Origin of the sequence: Flavobacterium polysaccharolyticum (assembly GCF_038739875.1) — a bacterium.
Taxonomy (GTDB): domain Bacteria; phylum Bacteroidota; class Bacteroidia; order Flavobacteriales; family Flavobacteriaceae; genus Flavobacterium; species Flavobacterium polysaccharolyticum.
In genome coordinates, this window is sequence record NZ_JBCGDP010000001.1 from 171,137 (window position 1) to 192,306 (window position 21,170).

The window sequence follows — 21,170 nt, forward strand, 5'->3', positions numbered from 1 at the left end:
TTAAACCGCAGTTTTTAGATTTGAAAATATCGATTCAAATGCTAACTTTGCGGTAATCCCAAAAATAGTGTTTTTTATAAAAAATAGTCCATTTGTTGTTAAATATTCTAGGACAAAACATGTTAATAGGGAGTAAAATCTTAATCTAAATTCACATCCCAAATGATATACGAAGGAGTACTCTCTAAAATGCCAACCGAAATAGGAAATCCTATTCAATATTATTTGGTTTTCGAATCTAGTTTTCTTAACATCAATCAGTTGTTAAATAAAGAAATAAGTATTCAATTTGTTGGCTATCAATGTTTGAATTGCGGTAAAAAGAAAAAAATATTTCGTCAAGGTTTTTGTTACGACTGTTTCTATTCGAGTCCAGCGGTAGGCGATTGGATCATGAAACCTGAATTAAGTACTGCGCATTTAGGGATAGAAGACAGAGATTTGGCCTACGAAGAAAAAGTGCAATTACAACCTCATATCGTTTATTTGGCTTTGTCAAGTGAAGTCAAAGTAGGAGTAACCCGTAAAACCCAGATGCCTACGCGTTGGATTGATCAAGGTGCCGAAGAGGCCATAGTACTAGTTGAAGTCCCTAATAGATATTTGGCTGGTATCACAGAGGTCGCTCTAAAAAATCATTTTGCAGATAAAACCAACTGGCGAAAAATGTTAACCAATACTTTTGATGCTGTCGATTTGTCGCAAGAAAAGGCCAAAGTTCAAGCTTGGCTTCCAGATGAAGTTCGAGAATATTTCAGTTTAGAAAAAAACGAAATTATTAGGATGCATTATCCAGTTGTGACTTATCCTACGAAAGTGAATAGTTTGAATTTAGACAAAACTCCTTTTTATCAAGGACAGCTCATAGGAGTAAAAGGTCAGTATTTGTTGTTTGCAGACGGAACCGTTTTTAATGTTCGCAGTTATGAAGGCTATATGGTTCAGATAGCAATATAAAAGAGAAGCCTCAAAATATTTGAGGCTTCTCTTTTAGGGTCGGTGTTACTGTTCTTTCTTTTTTCCAAAAAGGCCATTAATCAATTTTCCTGCTTTTTCTTTAAGAACTTCTGTTTTTTGTTCTTTAGAAGTTGCTGTTTTAGTCGTGTCTTTGGATTTACTGCTTTTGTTGATTAAATCGGTTAAAGCAGCAGTACCTTGTTTTTTTAATTTTTCTTTTTGTTGATTCGCCAATTGATTAGTTAAATTCACAACTGCACTTTTCATGTCTGTTGAAATTTTTGGAGTAGTAAAACTTCCGCTAAGCAACGCGTTAATTGGAATATTTTCTAATTTTGAGGCATCAGCAGGTGAAAGTTTAGCGATAAAAGCATTGGCCTCTGTTCCTAAATATTTAGCAGGTACGTCAAATTTAATGTTGTAATTCATAGCTTGGTCAAAACCATGTGTACCTCCAATGGTTGCTTTGATATCTTGGTATTTAATATCAAATGGTTTAACGGTTACTTTTCCGTCTTTAAAGCTAACTGCTGCTTTTAAATCGTTTAGATTTAATTTTTTTAAATCAATAAATTTGATGTTACTATCTAATGCGCTCAATAATGTAGAGTTGCTTGAATTGACTGTAGTCGAAAGTAATTGCCCTAGTAGATCACCTGATATTGTTTTTAAATCAGGAGTCATTTCATTGGCATTAAGGTTGCCAGATAATTTAATGGTAGAATTCAATTTTCCGCTCACGGCACCAGCTATTGGAGCAATTTTCTTTAGCATGTCTAGTTGAGTGAACGTTTGAGCAATATCAACTTTGTTAAGTCCTAAATCCATGTTGAATTTTGGAGTTTTCTCTTTTGTTGACACCATACCATTCAAGCCGATTTGCCCACCAAAAATTGAAGTAATAACGTTTTGTAAGGTAACCGTTTGGTCTTTTACAATCAATTTTCCAGCACAATCTTTCAAAGTTAAGTTGTCATAAAGAACAGTTTTTGCCTTTGCAGTCAAGCTACAATTTAAGAAAGCAGGGATTTTCATGGCTTCTGTTTTTGGAGCTTCCTTACTTTCTGTTTTTGTTGGTGCAGTAGTGCTTATGAAATCTGCTATCGAAATTTGGTTTGAATTCATTGTAAAGTTTCCTTTTAGCTCTTGATTTCTAAAAGCAAAACCATAAAAATTATCCAAGACTCCAGTTATACTAAGATCGCTTTTTCCTGTTGTTGCTTTGAATTCTTGTAAATTCACACGACTGGGATTAAATTGGATTTTAGCGCTGTTAATATTCATGCTTTTGCCGTTTTCATCGGTGTATTTAAATCCAGTTAAGCTCAAATTACCAGCATTATTAATGTTTTGATACTGACTTTTTTCTACCGAAGCCATATCGAATTTCGTACTTACATCGGCTTTCAAAATACCAGAAAGCGGTTTGTCTAGTTGTATTGGGTAAGCTTTGGAAAGATTACCAAGATTAATAGTGCCTTTCAAAGAAGCATCAATCAACGCATTTGTGGCTATATTTTTAATGTTGGCTTTGGTACTAAAAACATCTTGATCGATCGTAAAAGAAAGTTGGTCTAAATTGACATAGGTGTCGTTTACGATTCCAGTTTCATTAATAATTTTAGTGTCTATAACAATGTTTTTGACAGATTTTGGCAAGTCTGGATATTGAAAAGAAGCATTGTTTGAAGCAATGGCAATATTGAATTTTGGGATGCTTGTGTCAGATTTTAATCCTTTTGCAAAACCAGTTATTGTAAATTCTCCAGAGGTTTTTACGTTCTCAATACTGCTTCTGTAAGCTGCAGGAATAAGTCCCAAGAAGTTTTTAAACGAAGAAGTAGGAGTCTTGAATCGTAAGTCAAATTGTTGTCCAGTGGCTACTAATTGGATAAAACCATCAAATTCAAGTGGTAAATCGTTTATTTTGGCTTTGTTTTCTTTGAAGGTATATTTGCTGTTTTTTAAATCTATTCCAAGTACAGCATCCAATGACAGTGCTACATTATTGATGTAGTTCATTTTGTCCATAGAGAAAGAAACTTTAGTGGTAGTTTTCGTGTCTAAATCTAGAATATCATTGGTAAAATCTCCCGTTCCAGTATGATTGATGCTGTCTAATATCATTTTAATCTTAGAGCCTTCGTCTGTGAATTTGAATTTTAAATTCTCGATTTCATAGCCTTTTATTTTAAGTGCCAATGGTTTGCTTTTGCTGTCTTCCTTTGGTCCTTTGTTTTTCAAGGCAATATCATAATTCCCCAAACCATCTTTGTTAAAAATGATATTAATAAGACCATTTTTTGTAGAGATTCCTTGAATATTCATGGGGTCGTTTTCATCATTGAAAAGCTCCATTAAAGACATTTTTAAATTCAATTCTTCCATAGCTACTAAGGTGTCTCCTTCGAAAGGAGCTTTATTGATAATAGCTAATTTTTGAATGCTAATGTTTGCATTTGGGAAATTTTTAAACAAACTCAAATCGGCCTCATTGAAGCTTACTTTTGCATCGACACTTTCGTTGATAGTTTGGCTAATTTTTGCCTTAATTTGATCTTTGAATAAGTACGGAATGGTAAACGCAGCTACTATCAGTATAAGCAATACGATTCCAACGATTTTTAAAATTTTCTTTACCATGAGATTAGTTCTTTGTTTGGGGAGGTTAAATTTTATGTTTGGAGTTTATTGAATGGAGATTTCAAAAGGCATAATGGCTTGGATTCCTTTACGATTTTGAAAGCGTTTTATTTCTTGTAGCAATCGGTAATTTTCTTCGCCAATTTCTTCTTTTATAAAAACTGCTTTTGATTTTGCAAATGGGAAATTGGCAAACATATCTTCAAAATTTTTCTCGAACTCAGGATAGTTTAAGGTACTGTAAGACTTTATTTTTGCCAAACGTGCAGCTTCCGCTAAAGCTTCTTTTAATCCACCAATTTTATCTACTAGTCCAATTTTTACTGCTTCTGATCCCGTCCAAACGCGACCTTGTCCAATAGCATCTACTTGTGCAGGGGTCATTTTTCTGCCTTGGGCTACATGACCAATAAAAGTGCTGTAGATTTCTTCTACTCCTTCTAGTGTAATCGCCTTGAATTTTTCATCCATCGGTACAAACGGACTATAGTTAGAGGCATTTTCGTGTGTTCTTACTTGTTCAGAATTGATGCCATAACGATTGGCAGCTACGGAGAAATTAGGTAGCGCCCCAAATACACCAATAGAACCCGTAATTGTGTTTTTTTCAGCAAAAATAGTATTAGCGTTACAAGCAATATAATAACCACCCGAAGCGGCATAATTACCCATGGAAACTACAACAGGCTTCACTTTTTTGGTTAATTCTATTTCTCTCCAGATTAAGTCAGAGGTTAATGCACTACCACCTGGGCTATTAATACGCAGTACAACGGCTTTAACATCTTCATTTTTTCGAGCTTCTTGAAGCGAACGGCGCATAGATCCTTCCCCAATCTCGTTTACATCTCCTTCTCCACTTCCAATTTCGCCTTGGGCATAAATTATTGCAATGGCATCATTTGTATCCATATTGATGGATGTGGTGCTTGTTTTTTGAGTGTAATCAGCTATTGAGACACTATTGTATTCTTCGTCTTTAGCTACTTTCAATGCTTTTCTTATCGCATCATGGTATACGTCTTCATAAGCAATGACATCAATTAAATTTTGTGCTTTGGCCATTTCTGGAGTTCTCGCCAAAAGGCCATTGGCGATTTCATTTAGTTTCGCTACAGAAATATTTCTGCTTTTCGAAATATCAGCAATTATACTCTCCCAAATCGAGTTCAATAAAGCTGTAGTTTGTTCTCTATTGGCATCGCTCATTTTGTTTTCTAGGAAAGGTTCAACGGCACTTTTATATTTTCCATGACGAATAACTTCCATTTTTAATCCTGATTTTTCTTGGAAATCTTTAAAAAACATTACTTCGGTTGATAAACCTTTAAAGTCTAATTCACCAATAGGATTCAAATAGATGGTGTTGGCTACAGAGTTCAAATAGTACTCTTTTTGAGAATAGCCATTAGAATACGAAAGGATAAATTTCCCTGATTTTTTGAAATGCTCCAAGGCATCTCTCAATTCTTTACTCTGCGCCATTCCTAAACCAGAATTAGTGTTCAAAATAGAAATTCCTTTGATGTCATCATCTGTTTCTGCCACCTCAATGGCATTTATTACATCGGTTAATCCAATATTTTTACGCTCAGAAAAGGCTGTTACCCATGGATCTGTATATTTGCCTGCATAATCATCGGCTATACTCTCTAAATTCAATTCAATAACAGAATTGTTTTTTACTTCGACAGCATCAGATTCTCCTCCGAAAAGTATTCCAATCAGTACAATTCCGAAGAACGAAAGCATCATAAAAACAAAAATGCCAATAACGGTAGCCAAAATATTTCCTAAAAATCTCATAGTTAATTGTTTATTATAAGTAAGTCGTCTTTCCTTTTTTAATGTTACAAATGTAGTTGTATTTTTTATTTAGCAAAGCAATCCGTGGAGGTATAAATAGTAAGTTTAATTTTCTTTTCCTTACTTTGTACTTTATATGAAATCACAACATCAAGTCATTTTATCGCTAGGTAGTAATCAAGGCAATCGTCTCGAAGTACTACAACAATGCATTCAATTGTTGCATCAAGAAGTGGGAACGGTTATCAAGATTTCTAACGTATACGAAACGCCTGCTTGGGGCTTTGAGAGCGACTCTTTTTACAATTGTGCTTTATCGCTACATACTTCTTTTTCTGCTGTAAAAGTATTGCAACAGGTTTTAAAAATCGAGAAACAATTAGGTCGTGTTCGAAGTGCCGCTCAAGGCTATCAATCTCGAACGATAGATATTGATATTGTTACTTTTGACGATTTGGTACTTGATACCGAAAAACTCAAAATACCGCATCCGTTGATGCAGGATCGTAATTTTGTTTTATGGCCACTTCGCGATTTACAGTCGGATTGGTTCCACCCAATTCTAAAAAAATCAATCACCGAACTGATTTCTGGAACAACTGATAAAAGTGTATGTCAATCTGTAGCAAACATCACCGAGCCATTGAGTAGCATTCCTCTAGAAAAATACAATTACATCGCATTCGAAGGTAATATTGGAGCAGGAAAAACAACCTTGACCACCAAAATCGCCGAAGATTTTAATGCCAAAATGGTGCTAGAACGATTCGCGGATAATCCTTTTTTGCCAAAATTTTATAAAGATCAAAATCGTTATGCTTTTCCTCTCGAAATGTCTTTTCTTGCTGACCGGTACCAACAGCTGTCTGATGATTTGGCTCAGTTCGACTTGTTCAAAGATTTTATTGTAGCCGATTATCATATTTTTAAGTCACTAATTTTTGCAAAAATTACTTTGGCAGAAGACGAGTATCGTCTGTACAGAAACCTTTTTACCATTATCTATAAAGAAATGCCTAAGCCAGATTTGTACATTTATCTGTATCAAAACACCACCCGATTGCTTCAAAATATCAAAAAAAGAGGCAGAGGATATGAGCAAAATATTTCAGAAGAATACTTGGACAAAATCAATACGGGTTATTTGGATTACATCAAATCACAGCAAGATTTGAATGTCCTAATCATCGATGTTTCAGATCTTGACTTTGTCAAGAATCAGTCAGATTACCTTTTTGTATTGGATGAAATTCAAAAAAAAATCCAATTAAAGTAGGTGATGTAATTTTGGAGCAAATCAAAAGTGCATTTTTTGCCAACAGGGTTTCCCGCTCTACGCTATATCTTTGTGTAAGCTACCGCATACACAAAGGATGCCGCTGCGATCGGGGCTAAAAGCTAGCATTTGGCTTCGAATCAATAATAACAATAAGGCGCTATCTTTTCAAAGAAAAATGACCTCTTTTTTCAACCCCAGAATCATCCAGTTTCAGTATATACCAATAATCCGAAGAAGGCAGTGGTTTTAGATTAAAACTACCATCCCATGATAACTTTGAGGGAGATAATTCAATGAGTAATTTCCCGTATTGATCAAAAATAGTGATTCTGGCTTCTGGAAAAGTTTCAAAATCTTTCACATACCAGGCGTCATTAAAACCATCATTATTTGGAGTAAAAAATTTGGGAGGATCAATTACTATGAATTGCTCTTGATCCGAGTTACAAAAGCTAGTATCTCTTACATAAGCCGTCTGAATTCCAGCGGGGACATCTGTAAAAAGATTAGAACTTTGATAACTAATGTTGTCAAGTGAATATTCAAAATAAGGAGCTGTATTCGTTACTTCTATGGTTACGGTAGTTTCTTTTACCGTCACTGTTTTTATTTCAGGAACAATTTGTTGAATCACCGTAAAGTTTTTTCTACTCGTGCAGTTTTCAGGGGCAGGGCTAGTAAGTTCTACATAAAAATTGCCAGTATTATTCACCTGAATCGTTGCCGTAGTGGCTCCTGTTGACCACAAATAAGACATGCCGGTCAGGCCAGCCTCAAGAGTTACTGGATTTGATTGACAAATGATCTTTTCTTCATCGGTAACAGCTGGAAGCGGATAAATCTTCACTTCTACAGGAACTCTAGTCCCGTTGGTACAAGTCGCATTAACCGCTTCGGCATAGAAAGTAGTATTCGTATTCAAAAATGCAGTAACGTAGGTTGTTCCGGTTCCTAATTTAGTAGTGCTTGTAGCATCGGCATACCAATTAATGGTTCCAGAAGATGGTGTTGCTGTTAGTGTTACTACAGCCGGACCACAATGGGTTACAGGTGTGTTAGTCGATGTTATGGTTGGAATTAGATTGATGGTAGCAACAACGGCCGTTCTGTTGGTAGTACATCCTCCAGAAGTTGTTGATACATAATAAGTGGTAGTAGCGCTTAAAAATGGAGTGGTAAAACTAGAGCCACTACCAACTAAATTTCCGCCAGAGTTTTGATCGTACCAATTGATGGTTCCAATAGAAGCGGTAGCTTGTAAGGTTAGAATGCCAGGGTCGCATTTTGTGGCAGGTGTCGTACTTAGAATTGATGGAATAATAATCGAAGTACTGGCAGAAAGTTGTAAAATAGGATCGCCCGGCATGCCACCATATTCCACAATATAGCCTTTGGGTTGATAATTTCCACTGACATCACCACTTAATGAAAGGTCGTTCCACGAACCAGCAATACCTACTCCCGGAGCTGTAATGTGGGCATAATCTTCGTCTCCAAGTTGATTGGGTTCATTATTATTCCAAAAAGCAAAATTAGGTGTGCTTCCATTGGTGTTTCCATTCCAGAAAATGGTTCCAGCTTCAGGGCCAGTTACCCATTTCCATACGCCTTCTGTATCAGCATCACTTCCACCAATCCAACCTGCACCTGGGGCTTGTTTTCCTGCTAATTGTGCTTCGTCCGCGGCGGTAAGTGTGGCTAGGTAGCCTTTTAGACCATAATAAGTTCGAAGTTCTGCGGCGGCTTTAGCGCTTGTCCAACTAATTCCAATAGTAGGAACGTATTCATAATAATGTCCATTTCTGGGTAAATAATTGGCTTGACCAATACTAATTGAAAAACTTCTACTGCCAGTTGCGGTTGTAGATGAGTTATTGAATTGCACATCCTTTATAGCGTTAACAAAATCGGTGTAGCTGACAGCAACTCCTGTCGGACTATTCAAAGTTAGCTTTCCTTCGTTTGCATTCCAACTACTTTTGATGGTAGGATGTGCAAGAGCATTATTTAAAAAAAGCACGTCTTGTCCCAAGCTATAGCCCGAGGATATCTGAATGTAAATAGCCTCAGTACTAGTGTCATCCGGATCTGTGATACTAATATTGGTTACAATGTTGATATTTGAAAGTAGGCAATAGGCTTGGTTTCCTGTTGCGGTAATCGTTGGAGCTATATTAGCGACGTTTTTTTTGACGGTAGCTACTTTGGCTACAGTTGTTTTTTCTTTTTTTTCAGTTGAAGGAGTTGCTGAATGGGCAAATCCAAATTGAAATAAACAAAAGACTAAAAATAAAGGTAGTGGTAAGGGGTGTTTCATTCTATAAAAATAAGATTAAAATCAATTATTTACTAATCGAAAGAAGGAATTTACAACCTAATCTTTATAGAATGTGAAAAAATAAACAATAAAGGAATTAGTAGTGATATTGTTTGAATAAGTCCCAGACAACTATACCAGCACTTACCGATATATTCAAGGAATGTTTGGTTCCCAATTGAGGAATTTCGATACATCCGTCACAAAGGGCTACCGCTTCTTGTGCTACACCATGTACTTCATTGCCAAAAACTAAAGCATATTTTTTTGAAGTATCAACTTTGAAATCTTGAAGAAAAATGGCGCTTTCAACTTGTTCAATCGCTAAAGTAATAACATTGTCTTTTTTTAGATCCGTTATAGCATCCAAAACGTTTTCATAATGTTCCCAAGCTACTGTTTCTGTAGCACCCAAAGCGGTTTTGTGAATCTCTTTGTTGGGAGGTGTAGCAGTAATGCCACATAGTATAATTTTTTCTACCAAAAAAGCATCAGCAGTTCTGAATACAGACCCAATATTATGAAGACTTCTTACATCATCAAGAACCAGAATTAGAGGTGTTTTTTTAGATTCTTTGAATCCTTCAATAGACTTTCTTTCAAGTTCGCTATTCTCCAATTTTCTCATCGTAATATCAATTTAATAAAAAAAGCCTCCTAAAGGAAGGAAGCTTTTTTTGAAATATTTATGTTTATTAGCTTTTTACTTCGTCAGGTAAAACGTTTCCTTTTATAGTCAAAGTCTTGGTTGGTTGACCAGCAGCATTTGAAGTAATTGTCACGGTTTTGGTAAAAGGACCAACTCTATCAGTAGCATATTTTACACCAATAACACCTTTTGAACCAGGCATAATAGGTTCTTTTGGACTGCTTGGAACAGTGCAGCCGCATGATCCTTGTGCGTTGGTAATAATCAAAGGGGCATTCCCGTTGTTGGTAAAAACAAATTCGCGTTTTCCGTCAGAATTACGTGCAATTGTTCCATAATCAATAGTTTCGTTAACGAATACCATTCCTGCTCCTTCAACTTTGGCTACTGTTGCTTTTATTTTTTTAGCTTTTTTTGAAGTTTCTTGTGCAGTAGCTGTAGTTATTCCTAAGCTCAAAACGAAAAGTAGGGTAAGTATTTTTTTCATAAGATTTAAAATTTAGTACCCGCAAATCTATACAAAAAACAGAAACCATGACTTAAAAAAGGCTTAAAATTTTTAATTTTTGAACCCTTCGTTATTCGCTTTAAAATCTATAAATTCGCTGTCGTAATTACAGAATTTAATTCCCACTAATTTGGCAGCAAAAGAAAAAGGCGTGAAAGAAACGCCATTGATGAAACAATATAATGAAATCAAAAGGAAGTATCCTGATGCTTGTTTGTTGTTTCGTGTAGGTGATTTTTATGAAACGTTTGGCGAAGATGCTATTCGCGCATCCAAAATACTAGGTATTACATTGACCAAAAGAGGTGCTGGGTCTGAGACGGAGACTGCATTGGCAGGTTTCCCCCATCATTCTATCAATACATATTTGCCCAAGTTAGTTAAAGCTGGACTTCGTGTAGCCATTTGTGATCAGCTAGAAGATCCCAAAATGACCAAAACGATTGTGAAACGTGGCGTAACTGAATTGGTTACTCCTGGGGTTTCTATGAACGATGAGGTGTTGCAATCCAAAACCAATAATTTTTTGGCTTCGGTATATTTTACCAATAAAAATATTGGAATTTCATTTTTAGATGTTTCTACTGGAGAATTTCTAACCGCACAAGGAAATGCAGAATACATCGATAAGTTGTTGCAAAATTTCAACCCTAGTGAGGTCTTAGTGCCAAAAAACAACAAAAATACGTTCCGAGAAACATTCGGAGACGATTACCATAGTTTTTATCTTGAAGATTGGATTTACAAAGAGGATTATGCGTTTGAAAGCTTAACTAAGCATTTTCAAACCACTTCTTTAAAAGGTTTTGGTGTCGAAGAATTGAAAGAAGGGATCGTGGCTTCGGGCGCTATTTTGTATTATTTGTCCGAAACACAGCATAATAGGGTGCAGCATATTACGGCCATACAACGAATTGCGGAAGACGCTTACGTTTGGATGGATCGTTTTACCATTCGAAATCTAGAGTTATACCACAGTTATAATCCTAATGCGGTGACTTTGCTAGATGTAATCGATCGAACGCTATCGCCTATGGGCGGACGATTATTGAAGCGTTGGTTGGCTTTGCCTTTGAAGGATGCGGCCAAAATTCAGAGTCGTCATCAAGTGGTGGGGTATTTAAAAGAAAATCAAGAAGTTTTAAAACAAATACAATATCAAATCAAGCAGATTTCTGATTTGGAACGTTTGATTTCAAAGATTGCTGCGGGGAAAGTATCGCCTCGTGAAGTGGTGTATTTGAAAGAATCTTTAGATGCGATCTTGCCGATCAAGACGATAGCTTTACAAAGTCCGCAAGAAGCCGTAAAAGTAATTGGAGATAGTTTACATAGCTGTGATTTGCTTCGAGAGAAAATAAAAACGACCTTAAATCAAGATGCACCCGTAGCTATTGCTAAAGGAAATGCGATTGCGGTTGGTGTACATGCTGAATTGGATGAGTTACGTGCGATTTCTACTTCCGGAAAAGAATTTTTAGAAGGAATTGAAAAAAGAGAATCCGAGCGTACGGGTATTTCTTCTTTGAAAATTTCTTTTAATAATGTTTTTGGGTATTACATTGAAGTTCGAAATACGCATAAAGATAAAGTGCCAAGCGAATGGATTCGTAAGCAAACCTTAGTGAATGCCGAGCGCTACATTACTGAAGAGCTGAAAGAATACGAAACCAAAATTTTAGGTGCCGAGGAAAAAATTCATAAAATCGAGGGAGAGATTTTTGAACAATTAGTACAATGGATTTCAACTTATATAAAACCAGTTCAAATGAATGCCAATTTGGTAGCGCAGTTGGATTGTTTGTGTTCTTTTACGCAATTGGCAATCGAAAACCAATACGTTTGTCCTGAATTGGATGAAACCTTTGAATTGGATATTAAAAATGGTCGTCATCCGGTAATTGAAAAACAATTGCCTGTTGGCGTGCCTTACATCGCCAATGATGTTTTCCTAGATAGAGACACACAGCAGTTGATTATGATTACTGGGCCTAATATGTCGGGTAAATCGGCTATTTTGAGACAAACGGCTTTGATTGTGCTCTTGGCTCAAATGGGAAGTTTTGTTCCAGCAGATAGCGTTAGAATGGGTATTGTGGATAAAATTTTTACTAGGGTAGGAGCTTCGGATAATATTTCGATGGGTGAATCTACTTTTATGGTCGAAATGAACGAGACGGCTTCTATTTTGAATAATATTTCAGATAGAAGTTTAGTGCTTTTGGATGAGATAGGTCGAGGAACAAGTACTTATGATGGAATTTCTATTGCGTGGGCAATTGCTGAGTTTTTGCACGAGCATCCTTCGCAACCCAAAACTCTTTTCGCGACTCATTATCATGAATTGAATGAAATGAGTGAATCGTTAGTTCGCATACAAAATTATAATGTCGCTGTAAAAGAATTAAAAGACAACGTGCTTTTTATTCGAAAACTAATAAAAGGAGGCTCTGCTCATAGCTTTGGGATTCATGTAGCCAAAATGGCTGGAATGCCGCAGTTGGTGATTTTGAAAGCACAAAAAATATTAAAGAAATTAGAAAAAGACCATTCAGGGGATGCTTTAAATGGAATCAAAGCTGCAAAAGATGAGATGCAAATGAGTTTTTTTAATCTAGATGACCCCTTGTTGGAGGAGATTAAAGAAGAAATTTTACAATTAGATATTAATTCGATAACGCCAATGGAGGCTTTAATGAAGCTGAACGAGATAAAACGAATGCTCAGTCGAAAATAATTGCAGTATAAAGAATAGGTTATCAGAAAGTTATATTTTTATTGATTTTTTTTTCTGAAAAAGGCTTGTTTTATTGAATATTTGTGCTAAATTTGCCACCGCAATACGAAACAAGTACTGTAGTTCTTTAAGAATTTGAAAACGCGAAAATAGCTCAGTTGGTAGAGCGCGACCTTGCCAAGGTCGAGGTCGCGGGTTCGAGCCCCGTTTTTCGCTCAAACACCACATAATGCTCGGATGGTGAAATTGGTAGACACGCTGGACTTAAAATCCAGTGAACAGCAATGTTCGTGCGGGTTCAAGTCCCGCTCTGAGTACAAGAAAGCTTCAAACTATGTTTGGAGCTTTTTTTATTTATGACAAATCTTAACATCGGCCTGATGAGGATGGACTAATTTGATTCTAAAATTTTTAACGTATAAATTAATGTATGGGTGCTTTTGTGATTAGTAAACGGTTTAATGATACTTATAAGTTTGTTTTTACATCGCGTAAAGGGAAGGTGATTTTTACCAGTCAAAGCTATGAATTGAAGTTTGAAGGAGAAGATGATATTGTTTTAATACAGCAGTCTATTGATGTATTGGTTTTTGTTAAATTAAAATCAGCAGCTGGTAAGTATTATTTTAGATTGTTGCTAGGAGAACGGCATATGGCTACTAGTAGAAAGTATACTACAGAGTTGCGATTGCTTAAGGGAATAGAGGAGATAAAAAAATCTGCTGCTGTGGCTGAAATTTTAGATTTTTCTGAAAACACCTTTGTTTTTCCAGATTGATCTTGTGGAGTAATGAAAAAAAACAAAAGCTTAAGATGATTCTTGGGCTTTTTTTGCATAAAAAAAGCCATCACATGGATGGCTTGATTTTTTTCTGTAATTTAAAAATTACTTAGCAGCTGGAGCTTCAGCAGCTGGAGCAGCAGGTGCAGCAGCAGAATCAACTACAGTAGCAGCAGAATCAACAGCAGGAGCAGCAGCAGAATCAACTACAGTAGCAGCAGAATCAACAGCAACTTCAGCTCCTTCAGCAGCAGCGTCAGTTTTTTTACAAGATACAACAGTCAATACAGCAACAGCAGCTAAACTTAAAAATACTTTTTTCATCTTAATTTTATTATAAAGGTTAATTATTAATTCGTGGCAAAGATATAAAAAAATTAATACGCAATATATTTTTTTGTATTTTTTTTAAATTATGTTCTCTGTTCACGAGCGTTTAAATATCAAATAGTATGCCAATATAGGGGTGTGTGCTAAAATATTAGCTGTTAGTTACTAACGTTTGCCTTTTTGGTTTTTTTTAGGATGTACCAATTGTAATTCTTCAATCAAGTTTTTTGCTCCGGCGTATTTGTCCATAATGAAAAGCACATAACGAATGTCAACCATTATATTTCTGCAAATGCTAGGATCGTAATAGATGTCGCTCATCGTACCTTCCCAAACGCGATCAAAGTTCAATCCAATTAAATTTCCTTTGGCATCTAGCGCTGGGCTTCCTGAATTTCCGCCTGTAGTGTGATTGGTACCAATAAAACATACTGGCATTTTCCCGTTTTCACCATAATTTCCAAAATCTTTGTTTTTGTATAAATCAATCAATTTTGGAGAGACATCAAATTCGTAGTCACCCGGAATGTATTTTTCCATTATACCGTCCAGATAAGTAATAGGATTGTAATATACGCCGTCTTTTGGTTCGTATCCTTTTACTTTTCCATAAGTTACTCTCAAAGTACTATTGGCATCTGGAAAAATTCTTGAATTTTCGCTCAGTTCTAGTTGCGCTTTCATATAATTGCGCTGCAATTCTGTTATTTTCAAATTTAAAGCCTCGTAAGTAGGATTTACTTCTTTTAGATACATATCGGCCATACTTTTTACTAGAACAAAAGCAGGGTCGCGGTTGATGTTTTCTAATACCGTTTTTGTGTCGCCAGTTAGTAGTTCTTTTGAGCCAGAATAGGAAGTGAGTTTGGAGCCAGAATAAATGGTTTTTGTCAGTTGGTTAATATCAACGTTGATGAGCGTGTTCGGTAAGAATTGCTTAGGTGCTTTTGTAGCATACAAACTAATGAGTTGTTCGAATACTTTTTCGTCAACTTTGGCGCTGAAATCTTTATAAAAATCACCCAATCCATTGTACAGGTTGTTTTTTCTGTCGGTAAAAGATTGCTCTCCCTTGGTGTTGTAAAGTTGCTCTAATTGATAGAATTTGTATGCAACAGTAAGTAGTTCCGTATTTCTTTGTACGGTTTCGTTAAAATAGTCTCTTGCCAAAGCGTAAGGTGCGATTTCAGTGTAATTTTTTTCGAAATCACTCAAAAGACTGCCGTATTCCTTTTCTTTTTTGGCTTTGCTAACCTTTTCTTGAAACTTCTTTTCGGCTTCTTTTTTTACGGCAATCGCATTTGATTTCTTGATGCCTAAAGTTTCACCTTGCCATTTTTTCCAATAATTGGCTGTTCCTGCATATTTTGAAGCATATTGAATTTTGATAGCATTGTCTTTTCTCATAAAACCATCGGCTACTTTAAGAGCTTGTTCTCTGATTTCGATTTTTGCAGGATTCAGTTCGTTTGCAATTTGGTTGATGGCAACAGAAGGCAAGTATTCATTGGTTCTTCCTGGATATCCAAAAACTAAAGTAAAATCATCTTCGGCAATACCGTCTAAAGAAACTGGTAAAAAGTGTTTTGGAGTGTAAGGAACATTGTCTTTTGAATAGGAGGCTGGACGATTGTTTTTGTCAGCATAAATTCTGAAAAGTGAAAAATCTCCAGTATGTCTAGGCCAAACCCAGTTGTCGGTATCCGATCCAAATTTTCCTATTGAAGTTGGTGGCGCGCCTACTAAACGAACATCTTTGAAGGTTTCGGTAACAAAAAGTAAGTATTGATTGCCATCGTAGAACGTTCGGATTTTGTTTTCTTGCCAAGCTTCTATAGGAAATGAATTACTTAAAGCGCTTATGTTTTCTTGAATTTTCTTTTGCTTTTCGGCTTCATTAGTTAGTGTATTCACTCCTTCTAATACTTGTTTGGTCACATCTTCTATTTTGACAATAAAAGTTACGACCAAATCTTTGTTGGGTAATTCATCTTCCATTTTGTAGGCCCAAAAACCATTGGCTAAATAGTCGTGTTCGGTGCTAGAATGCGATTGAATTTGTCCGTAGCCACAATGATGATTGGTTAGCAAAAGTCCTTTTGGTGAAATAACTTCGGAAGTACAGCCTCCGTTAAATTGAGGTACAGCGTCTTTTAAGCTAGATTTGTTGGTGTCGTAAATGTCTTTGGCGGTCATTTTCATACCTAGACTTTTCATTTCTTTTTCGTTCATTCCTTCCAACAAAGAAGGGATCCACATACCGCCTTGTTGGGCTTGAGTTTGGATCACAAAAAGCAATAAGAATAGTTTTAAGAATTTCATGGGAGTAATGGTATTTAAAAAGGTAATAAAATTATAATTTGAGTTTCATCAATTTTCTAGGATGAAAGGTGAAACTGTTTTTGAGGTACAATTGCTGAGCTGGAAGATTGTGTTCTTCGACTTCTAAATAAAGTAGTTTCAATCCTAATTCTGCACTTTGTGTTTTGGCAAAAGCAACGGCACTTTTTCCAATTCCTTGGCCTTGCGCTTTGGGTTGAATGTATAATTCGTCTAAAAAAGCAATCTTGCCTTGGTATTCAAAACTAAAAACAAACGTTAAAATTAGATAACCTACCACGGTGTCGTTTGTATAGATTAGCCATGCTAAACCTAATGCTGGATTGTCTATAAATTGATCCAATAATGCTTTTGTTTTTTCAATAGTAATAGGGTAGTTGTCAATAGCGTAAAAATCTACCATCAATGCGCTAATGAGATTAATGTTGTTTTTTTCTAGAGGTTTAAAATCGATCATCTTACTTTTTTAAGAGTTGCAAAGGTAGGTGATATTACGTCTGTTTGTATTTAATAACCGTAGTAACCGTTCGTCATTTCGATATAACCGTTCGTCATTTTTTGATTTTATAACAAGGCAAGGCTAACTACTTTTGAATCATCAAAAAGGAATTAATCATCAAAATAACAAAAACAAATGTCAACAAATAAAACATCAAAGACAGTAATAATAGGTCTTGTAATTGGCTTTCTTATGATAAAATTGGGTTTATGTATGCATAAAATCAATTGTTTATAATAGTACTAATCAATCAAAAAACGAACAATAATCATTAATTTAATATCAATCAAAATGGAAAAATTAAGTATCAAAAAAGTAGTGTTAGGAATAGTAACTTTAATAATTGTGTCATTTGCAGTTATTTTTCTTGCGGGAGTTGTAGAAGGTTTTTCAGACGCCATCAAATAAAGTATAATCAATCAAAAAACAAATAATGAAAAATTTTAAAAAAATTATAATGGGGTGTGGTTTGCTTTTGTCAGCTGTAAATTATGGGCAAATGACTAAAGAGCAAGTTGTTAAAGGTGATGTGTCTTTAGTAACATCTAAAGAGAAATTAGCTCAATTAGCTTCTTTTGACAATGGAAATTACAAATATTCCGTTGAAGATTTCTTTGCAAAACCAAAAGCGAGAACATTTAGATTATCTCCCGACGGATTACGCATGTCTTATTTTCAAAAAACGGATAATGGCAAAAATAATGTGTATGTAAAAGAGATAAAAACAGGCAAAGTTTCGCTTGTAATTGAGGAAAAAGAGGAGCTAATCAGAGGGTATTTTTGGCTAAATAATGAACGGTTAGCCTACGTTATGGATAAGGGAGGGAATGAAAACAGACATGTTTATTCTGCTGCCATCGATGGCTCTGCTGCTTTTGATTTGACTCCTTTTGATGGTGTTCAGGCTGAAATTACATCTGTAATTAAAAATCAAAAGGACTTTATTATTGTAACAATGAATAAAGATAATAAACAAGTTAAGGAGCCCTACAAAATTAATGTCAAGACAGGAGCAATAGAAAAATTATATACAAATACTGATCTTAAAAACCCCATACTAACGTATAGTTTTGATAAAGATGGTAACCTAATAGGGTTTGCAAAAATAGTTAACGGCATTAAAATGCAGTATTATTATAAGCCTTCAGCTTCTAATGATTTTAAATTGACAAAAGAATATGAATCGTCAGAGACATTCAATGTTGTTTCTTTAAATTATCAGACTCCTAATCCAGATGATGCTTATATAATATCAAATTTAGATTCAGATAAATCCCAAATCGTTTTGTATGATTTGAATCAGAACAAAGTCATTAAGAAAATTTATTCCAATCCGACCTTTGATTCAAATTATCTAGGGCTTTCTGAAAAAAGAAACTTCGAAGTTGATTACGTTGGGTTTAACGGAGAAAAGAGCACCATAATTCCGATAAGTAAATCTTTTAAAAAGACTTATGAAAACTTACAAAAGGAATTTAAAGAAGAGCAATTTACAATTGTTTCCCAAAGTGACGATGAAGAAAAAATGCTGATCATTGTTTCTAGTGATAAAATTTATGGAAAATACTACCAATACGATGCAAAGTTGAACAAATTGACTTATATGTTCGATTTGATGCCTAAGCTTGAACAAAAAGATATGGCCGTAATGCAACCGATTTCTTTTAAAAGTCGCGACGGAATTTTAATTCACGGTTACATCACCCTGCCTAAATCTGCTTTAGACGGAAAAAAGGTGCCTTTAATTGTAAATCCTCACGGTGGTCCACAAACCATAAGAGATAGTTGGGGATTTAATCAGGAAGCACAATTGTTTGCAAGTCGCGGCTATGCAACTTTACATGTAAACTTTAGAATTTCTGGAGGTTACGGAAAAGAATTTTTGAAATCAGGATATGGTCAAATTGGACGTAAAGTGATGGATGATTTAGAGGATGGAGTGCAGTATGTATTGTCACAAGGATGGATAAACAAAGATAAGATTGCCATTTATGGTGCAAGTCACGGAGGGTATGCCACTTTGATGGGATTAGTAAAAACACCTGATTTATATGCATGTGGAGTGGATTATGTAGGGATTTCAAACATTGAAACTTTTTTTAGTTCTTTTCCTGAATATTGGAAACCTTATAAAGAATCTGCAAAGAAAATTTGGTATGATTTAGACAATCCTGCAGAGGCTAAAATTGCAAAAGAAGTTTCGCCTTTTTATCAGGTGGATAAAATCAAAAAGCCTTTATTTGTGGTTCAAGGCGCAAATGATCCAAGGGTTAATATTGCAGAATCGGATCAAATTGTGACCGCTTTAAGAAAAAAAGGATTTGAAGTTCCTTATATGGTCAAGTACAACGAAGGACATGGTTTTGGTAGAGAAGAAAATCAAATTGAGCTGTACAAAACAATGATGGGGTTTTTTGCTGAAAATTTAAAATAATTAAAATAAAACTACCTTTGGCATTAAAAAGTGTCAGGGGTAGTTATCTTTAAACTATGATACAGTTTTTACTTTATTTGATAACTATTTTTGTGGATTTTCTAATGTCAATTTTGTTGTAATTTTTATGAGGAAGAAAAATTTTAATTCATTTAGTGATATAATAATAGTTTGGACTCTTTGCTTGTTGCTTATTTATTTTGGAAAGTCAGTAAACATGTTTCATACTGGCTACTTCAAACTATTTATTTCAGAATTTTTGTTGTGGTTAATAATTGGATCGATAACAACTGATTTTTTTAGAAAACTTTTAGAAAAAAAACAGAACTATACTTTTAATACTAAATTACTATTGCTGTTTGTTTTTTCTTTTCTCATAACAGTAGTGTTGTGGTCTTTTCTTTACTTTCCGGTTACTTATTTTACCGATATGGCATGGATTGATATGATTAAAATGTCTAATGTTTTTCTAACGTTTTATACCAACTGCTTCATAGTATCGGTTTGGTATTTTTTATATAGTAATGTTAGGCATTTAGAATCTAAAGCACAACTAGAAAGTGAGAAAATATTGTTAGAATCCACATTGAAAGAGGCACAACTCAATGCTTTAAAAGGGCAAATTAATCCTCATTTTATGTTTAATACTTTGAATAATATTAGAGGTTTAATTTTAGAAGACCCCTCTCGTTCTAGGGATATGATAACTAGGCTTTCGGAAATGTTACGGTATTCGTTGACTAAAAATGATTATAATGAGATTAAACTGGAGGAAGAATTAGAAATGGTTGTAAATTATATACAAATTTCTAAAATCCAACTCGAAGATCGATTGCAATATGTTCAGGAAATAGGCCCCGAGACTTTAAATATTAAAATACCACCAATGATACTGCAAATTCTTGTTGAGAATGCCGTTAAGCACGGAATCTCGAATTTAAAAGCTGGAGGTTTAGTAAGACTAGTAGCGAAAACAGAAGATAATTTTTTGAAAGTAACAGTAGTTAATTCAGGAAAATTATTAATTCAATCTAATTCTACACAGATAGGGTTAAAGAACATACTATCTCGTTTACAATTACTATATGGCGAACTAGCCTTTTTTGAAATAATAGAAGTAAATCAGATGGTAGAAGCACGAGTGGTAATTCCTTTGAATGATGAAAATGGAAAAAATTAAAACAATTATCGTTGAAGATTCTCGATTAGCTCGAAATGAGTTAAAAGAGTTAATTAAAAGTTTTCCTGAAATAGAAGTTATAGGCGAGGCTGATAACGTAGATTCTGGTTATGAATTGATTACAGCGAAGCAGCCAGATTTACTTTTTTTAGATATTAATATGCCTGAAAAAGATGGTTTTGAGCTGTTAGAGATGTTAGACAATGTACCGATTACGGTTTTTACTACAGCGTTTGATGAATATGCTTTAAAATCATTTGAATATAACGCTTTAGATTATTTAATGAAGCCAGTTAGTCCAAATCGATTTGCTAAGGCCATCGAAAAAATTAAGCAGAAACTTCAAGAACGAGTAATAAAGGCTGAGCAAAAAGTAGAAATTTCGAATCAAATTTTTATAAAAGATGGCGAAAAATGTTGGTTGGTCAAAGTAGCTGATATCTATCTTTTTGAAGTTGATGGTAATTACACAAAAGTTTTTTTTAACAATCAAAAAGCGATTTTAAACAAGTCGTTAAATCAAATTGATAAAAAATTGCCTGAAGATTTCTTTCGTGCTAACCGCAATCAAATTATTAACATAAATTATATAAAAAATATTGATTTGTGGTTTAGTGGTAATTTATTGGTTCAGCTGAAAGATGATCAAAAAATAGAAATTTCAAGACGGCAGTCTAGCTTGTTTAAAGAGAAAATGAGTTTATAATAAG

15 protein-coding genes and 2 tRNA genes are annotated in these 21,170 nt (G+C 34.8%); 9 read left to right on the plus strand and 8 right to left on the minus strand.

Features of this window, described 5'->3' with window-relative positions:
* Positions 1–162: 162 nt before the first annotated feature.
* Positions 163–957, plus strand: a complete 795-nt coding sequence (locus WFZ86_RS00740) for a DUF2797 domain-containing protein (protein ID WP_342690173.1) — start codon at positions 163–165, stop codon at positions 955–957.
* Between the two features lie 45 nt (positions 958–1,002).
* Here the strand turns inward: WFZ86_RS00740 and WFZ86_RS00745 are convergent, their stop codons facing one another.
* Both WFZ86_RS00745 and sppA read right to left on the minus strand, forming a co-directional pair.
* Complete coding sequence (locus WFZ86_RS00745) at positions 1,003–3,600, minus strand: AsmA-like C-terminal region-containing protein (protein WP_342690174.1); 2,598 nt, start codon at positions 3,598–3,600, stop codon at positions 1,003–1,005.
* Between the two features lie 45 nt (positions 3,601–3,645).
* On the minus strand, positions 3,646–5,406 hold the full coding sequence (gene sppA, locus WFZ86_RS00750; RefSeq protein ID WP_342690175.1) for a signal peptide peptidase SppA: 1,761 nt from the start codon (positions 5,404–5,406) through the stop codon (positions 3,646–3,648).
* 136 nt (positions 5,407–5,542) lie between these two features.
* Between sppA and folK the strand changes: the two genes are divergently transcribed.
* Positions 5,543–6,682, plus strand: coding sequence for a 2-amino-4-hydroxy-6-hydroxymethyldihydropteridine diphosphokinase (gene folK / locus WFZ86_RS00755; RefSeq protein ID WP_342690176.1), 1,140 nt, complete (start codon positions 5,543–5,545; stop codon positions 6,680–6,682).
* 160 nt (positions 6,683–6,842) lie between these two features.
* Here folK and WFZ86_RS00760 read toward each other — a convergent pair whose 3' ends face one another.
* From WFZ86_RS00760 to WFZ86_RS00770, 3 genes are all read right to left on the minus strand, one after another.
* The gene (locus WFZ86_RS00760; protein ID WP_342690177.1) at positions 6,843–9,002 is read right to left on the minus strand and encodes an Ig-like domain-containing protein; all 2,160 of its coding nucleotides are present in this window, start codon (positions 9,000–9,002) and stop codon (positions 6,843–6,845) included.
* Between the two features lie 97 nt (positions 9,003–9,099).
* Entirely contained in the window at positions 9,100–9,630 is a 531-nt protein-coding gene (locus WFZ86_RS00765; RefSeq protein ID WP_342690178.1) for an RNA methyltransferase, read from the minus strand.
* Positions 9,631–9,697: 67 nt separating this feature from the next.
* Positions 9,698–10,138: a DUF1573 domain-containing protein gene (locus tag WFZ86_RS00770; RefSeq protein WP_342690179.1), complete on the minus strand. Its 441-nt coding sequence runs from the start codon at positions 10,136–10,138 to the stop codon at positions 9,698–9,700.
* A 151-nt stretch (positions 10,139–10,289) separates the two neighbouring features.
* On the opposite strand from WFZ86_RS00770, the gene mutS reads away from it, so the two are divergent.
* From mutS to WFZ86_RS00790, 4 genes are all read left to right on the plus strand, one after another.
* Positions 10,290–12,896: a DNA mismatch repair protein MutS gene (mutS, locus tag WFZ86_RS00775; protein ID WP_342690180.1), complete on the plus strand. Its 2,607-nt coding sequence runs from the start codon at positions 10,290–10,292 to the stop codon at positions 12,894–12,896.
* A 143-nt stretch (positions 12,897–13,039) separates the two neighbouring features.
* Positions 13,040–13,112: transfer RNA gene (locus WFZ86_RS00780), tRNA-Gly, on the plus strand.
* Positions 13,113–13,127: 15 nt separating this feature from the next.
* A tRNA-Leu gene (locus WFZ86_RS00785) sits at positions 13,128–13,213 on the plus strand.
* Positions 13,214–13,326: 113 nt separating this feature from the next.
* The gene (locus WFZ86_RS00790; RefSeq protein WP_342690181.1) at positions 13,327–13,674 is read left to right on the plus strand and encodes a YegP family protein; all 348 of its coding nucleotides are present in this window, start codon (positions 13,327–13,329) and stop codon (positions 13,672–13,674) included.
* A gap of 108 nt (positions 13,675–13,782) precedes the next feature.
* Here WFZ86_RS00790 and WFZ86_RS00795 read toward each other — a convergent pair whose 3' ends face one another.
* The 3 genes from WFZ86_RS00795 to WFZ86_RS00805 form a co-directional block, all read right to left on the minus strand.
* The gene (locus WFZ86_RS00795; protein WP_342690182.1) at positions 13,783–14,001 is read right to left on the minus strand and encodes a hypothetical protein; all 219 of its coding nucleotides are present in this window, start codon (positions 13,999–14,001) and stop codon (positions 13,783–13,785) included.
* A gap of 171 nt (positions 14,002–14,172) precedes the next feature.
* Positions 14,173–16,329, minus strand: a complete 2,157-nt coding sequence (locus WFZ86_RS00800) for a S46 family peptidase (RefSeq protein ID WP_342690183.1) — start codon at positions 16,327–16,329, stop codon at positions 14,173–14,175.
* Positions 16,330–16,360: 31 nt separating this feature from the next.
* Complete coding sequence (locus WFZ86_RS00805; protein ID WP_342690184.1) at positions 16,361–16,804, minus strand: GNAT family N-acetyltransferase; 444 nt, start codon at positions 16,802–16,804, stop codon at positions 16,361–16,363.
* A 475-nt stretch (positions 16,805–17,279) separates the two neighbouring features.
* Between WFZ86_RS00805 and WFZ86_RS00810 the strand changes: the two genes are divergently transcribed.
* From WFZ86_RS00810 to WFZ86_RS00820, 3 genes are all read left to right on the plus strand, one after another.
* On the plus strand, positions 17,280–19,280 hold the full coding sequence (locus WFZ86_RS00810) for an alpha/beta hydrolase family protein (protein ID WP_425402845.1): 2,001 nt from the start codon (positions 17,280–17,282) through the stop codon (positions 19,278–19,280).
* Positions 19,281–19,497: 217 nt separating this feature from the next.
* The gene (locus WFZ86_RS00815; protein WP_342690185.1) at positions 19,498–20,460 is read left to right on the plus strand and encodes a sensor histidine kinase; all 963 of its coding nucleotides are present in this window, start codon (positions 19,498–19,500) and stop codon (positions 20,458–20,460) included.
* A complete protein-coding gene (locus tag WFZ86_RS00820) occupies positions 20,447–21,166 on the plus strand; it encodes a LytR/AlgR family response regulator transcription factor (protein ID WP_342690186.1) in 720 nt (239 codons plus the stop codon). Before WFZ86_RS00815 ends, WFZ86_RS00820 begins: the two co-directional genes overlap by 14 nt.
* Positions 21,167–21,170: the final 4 nt, after the last annotated feature.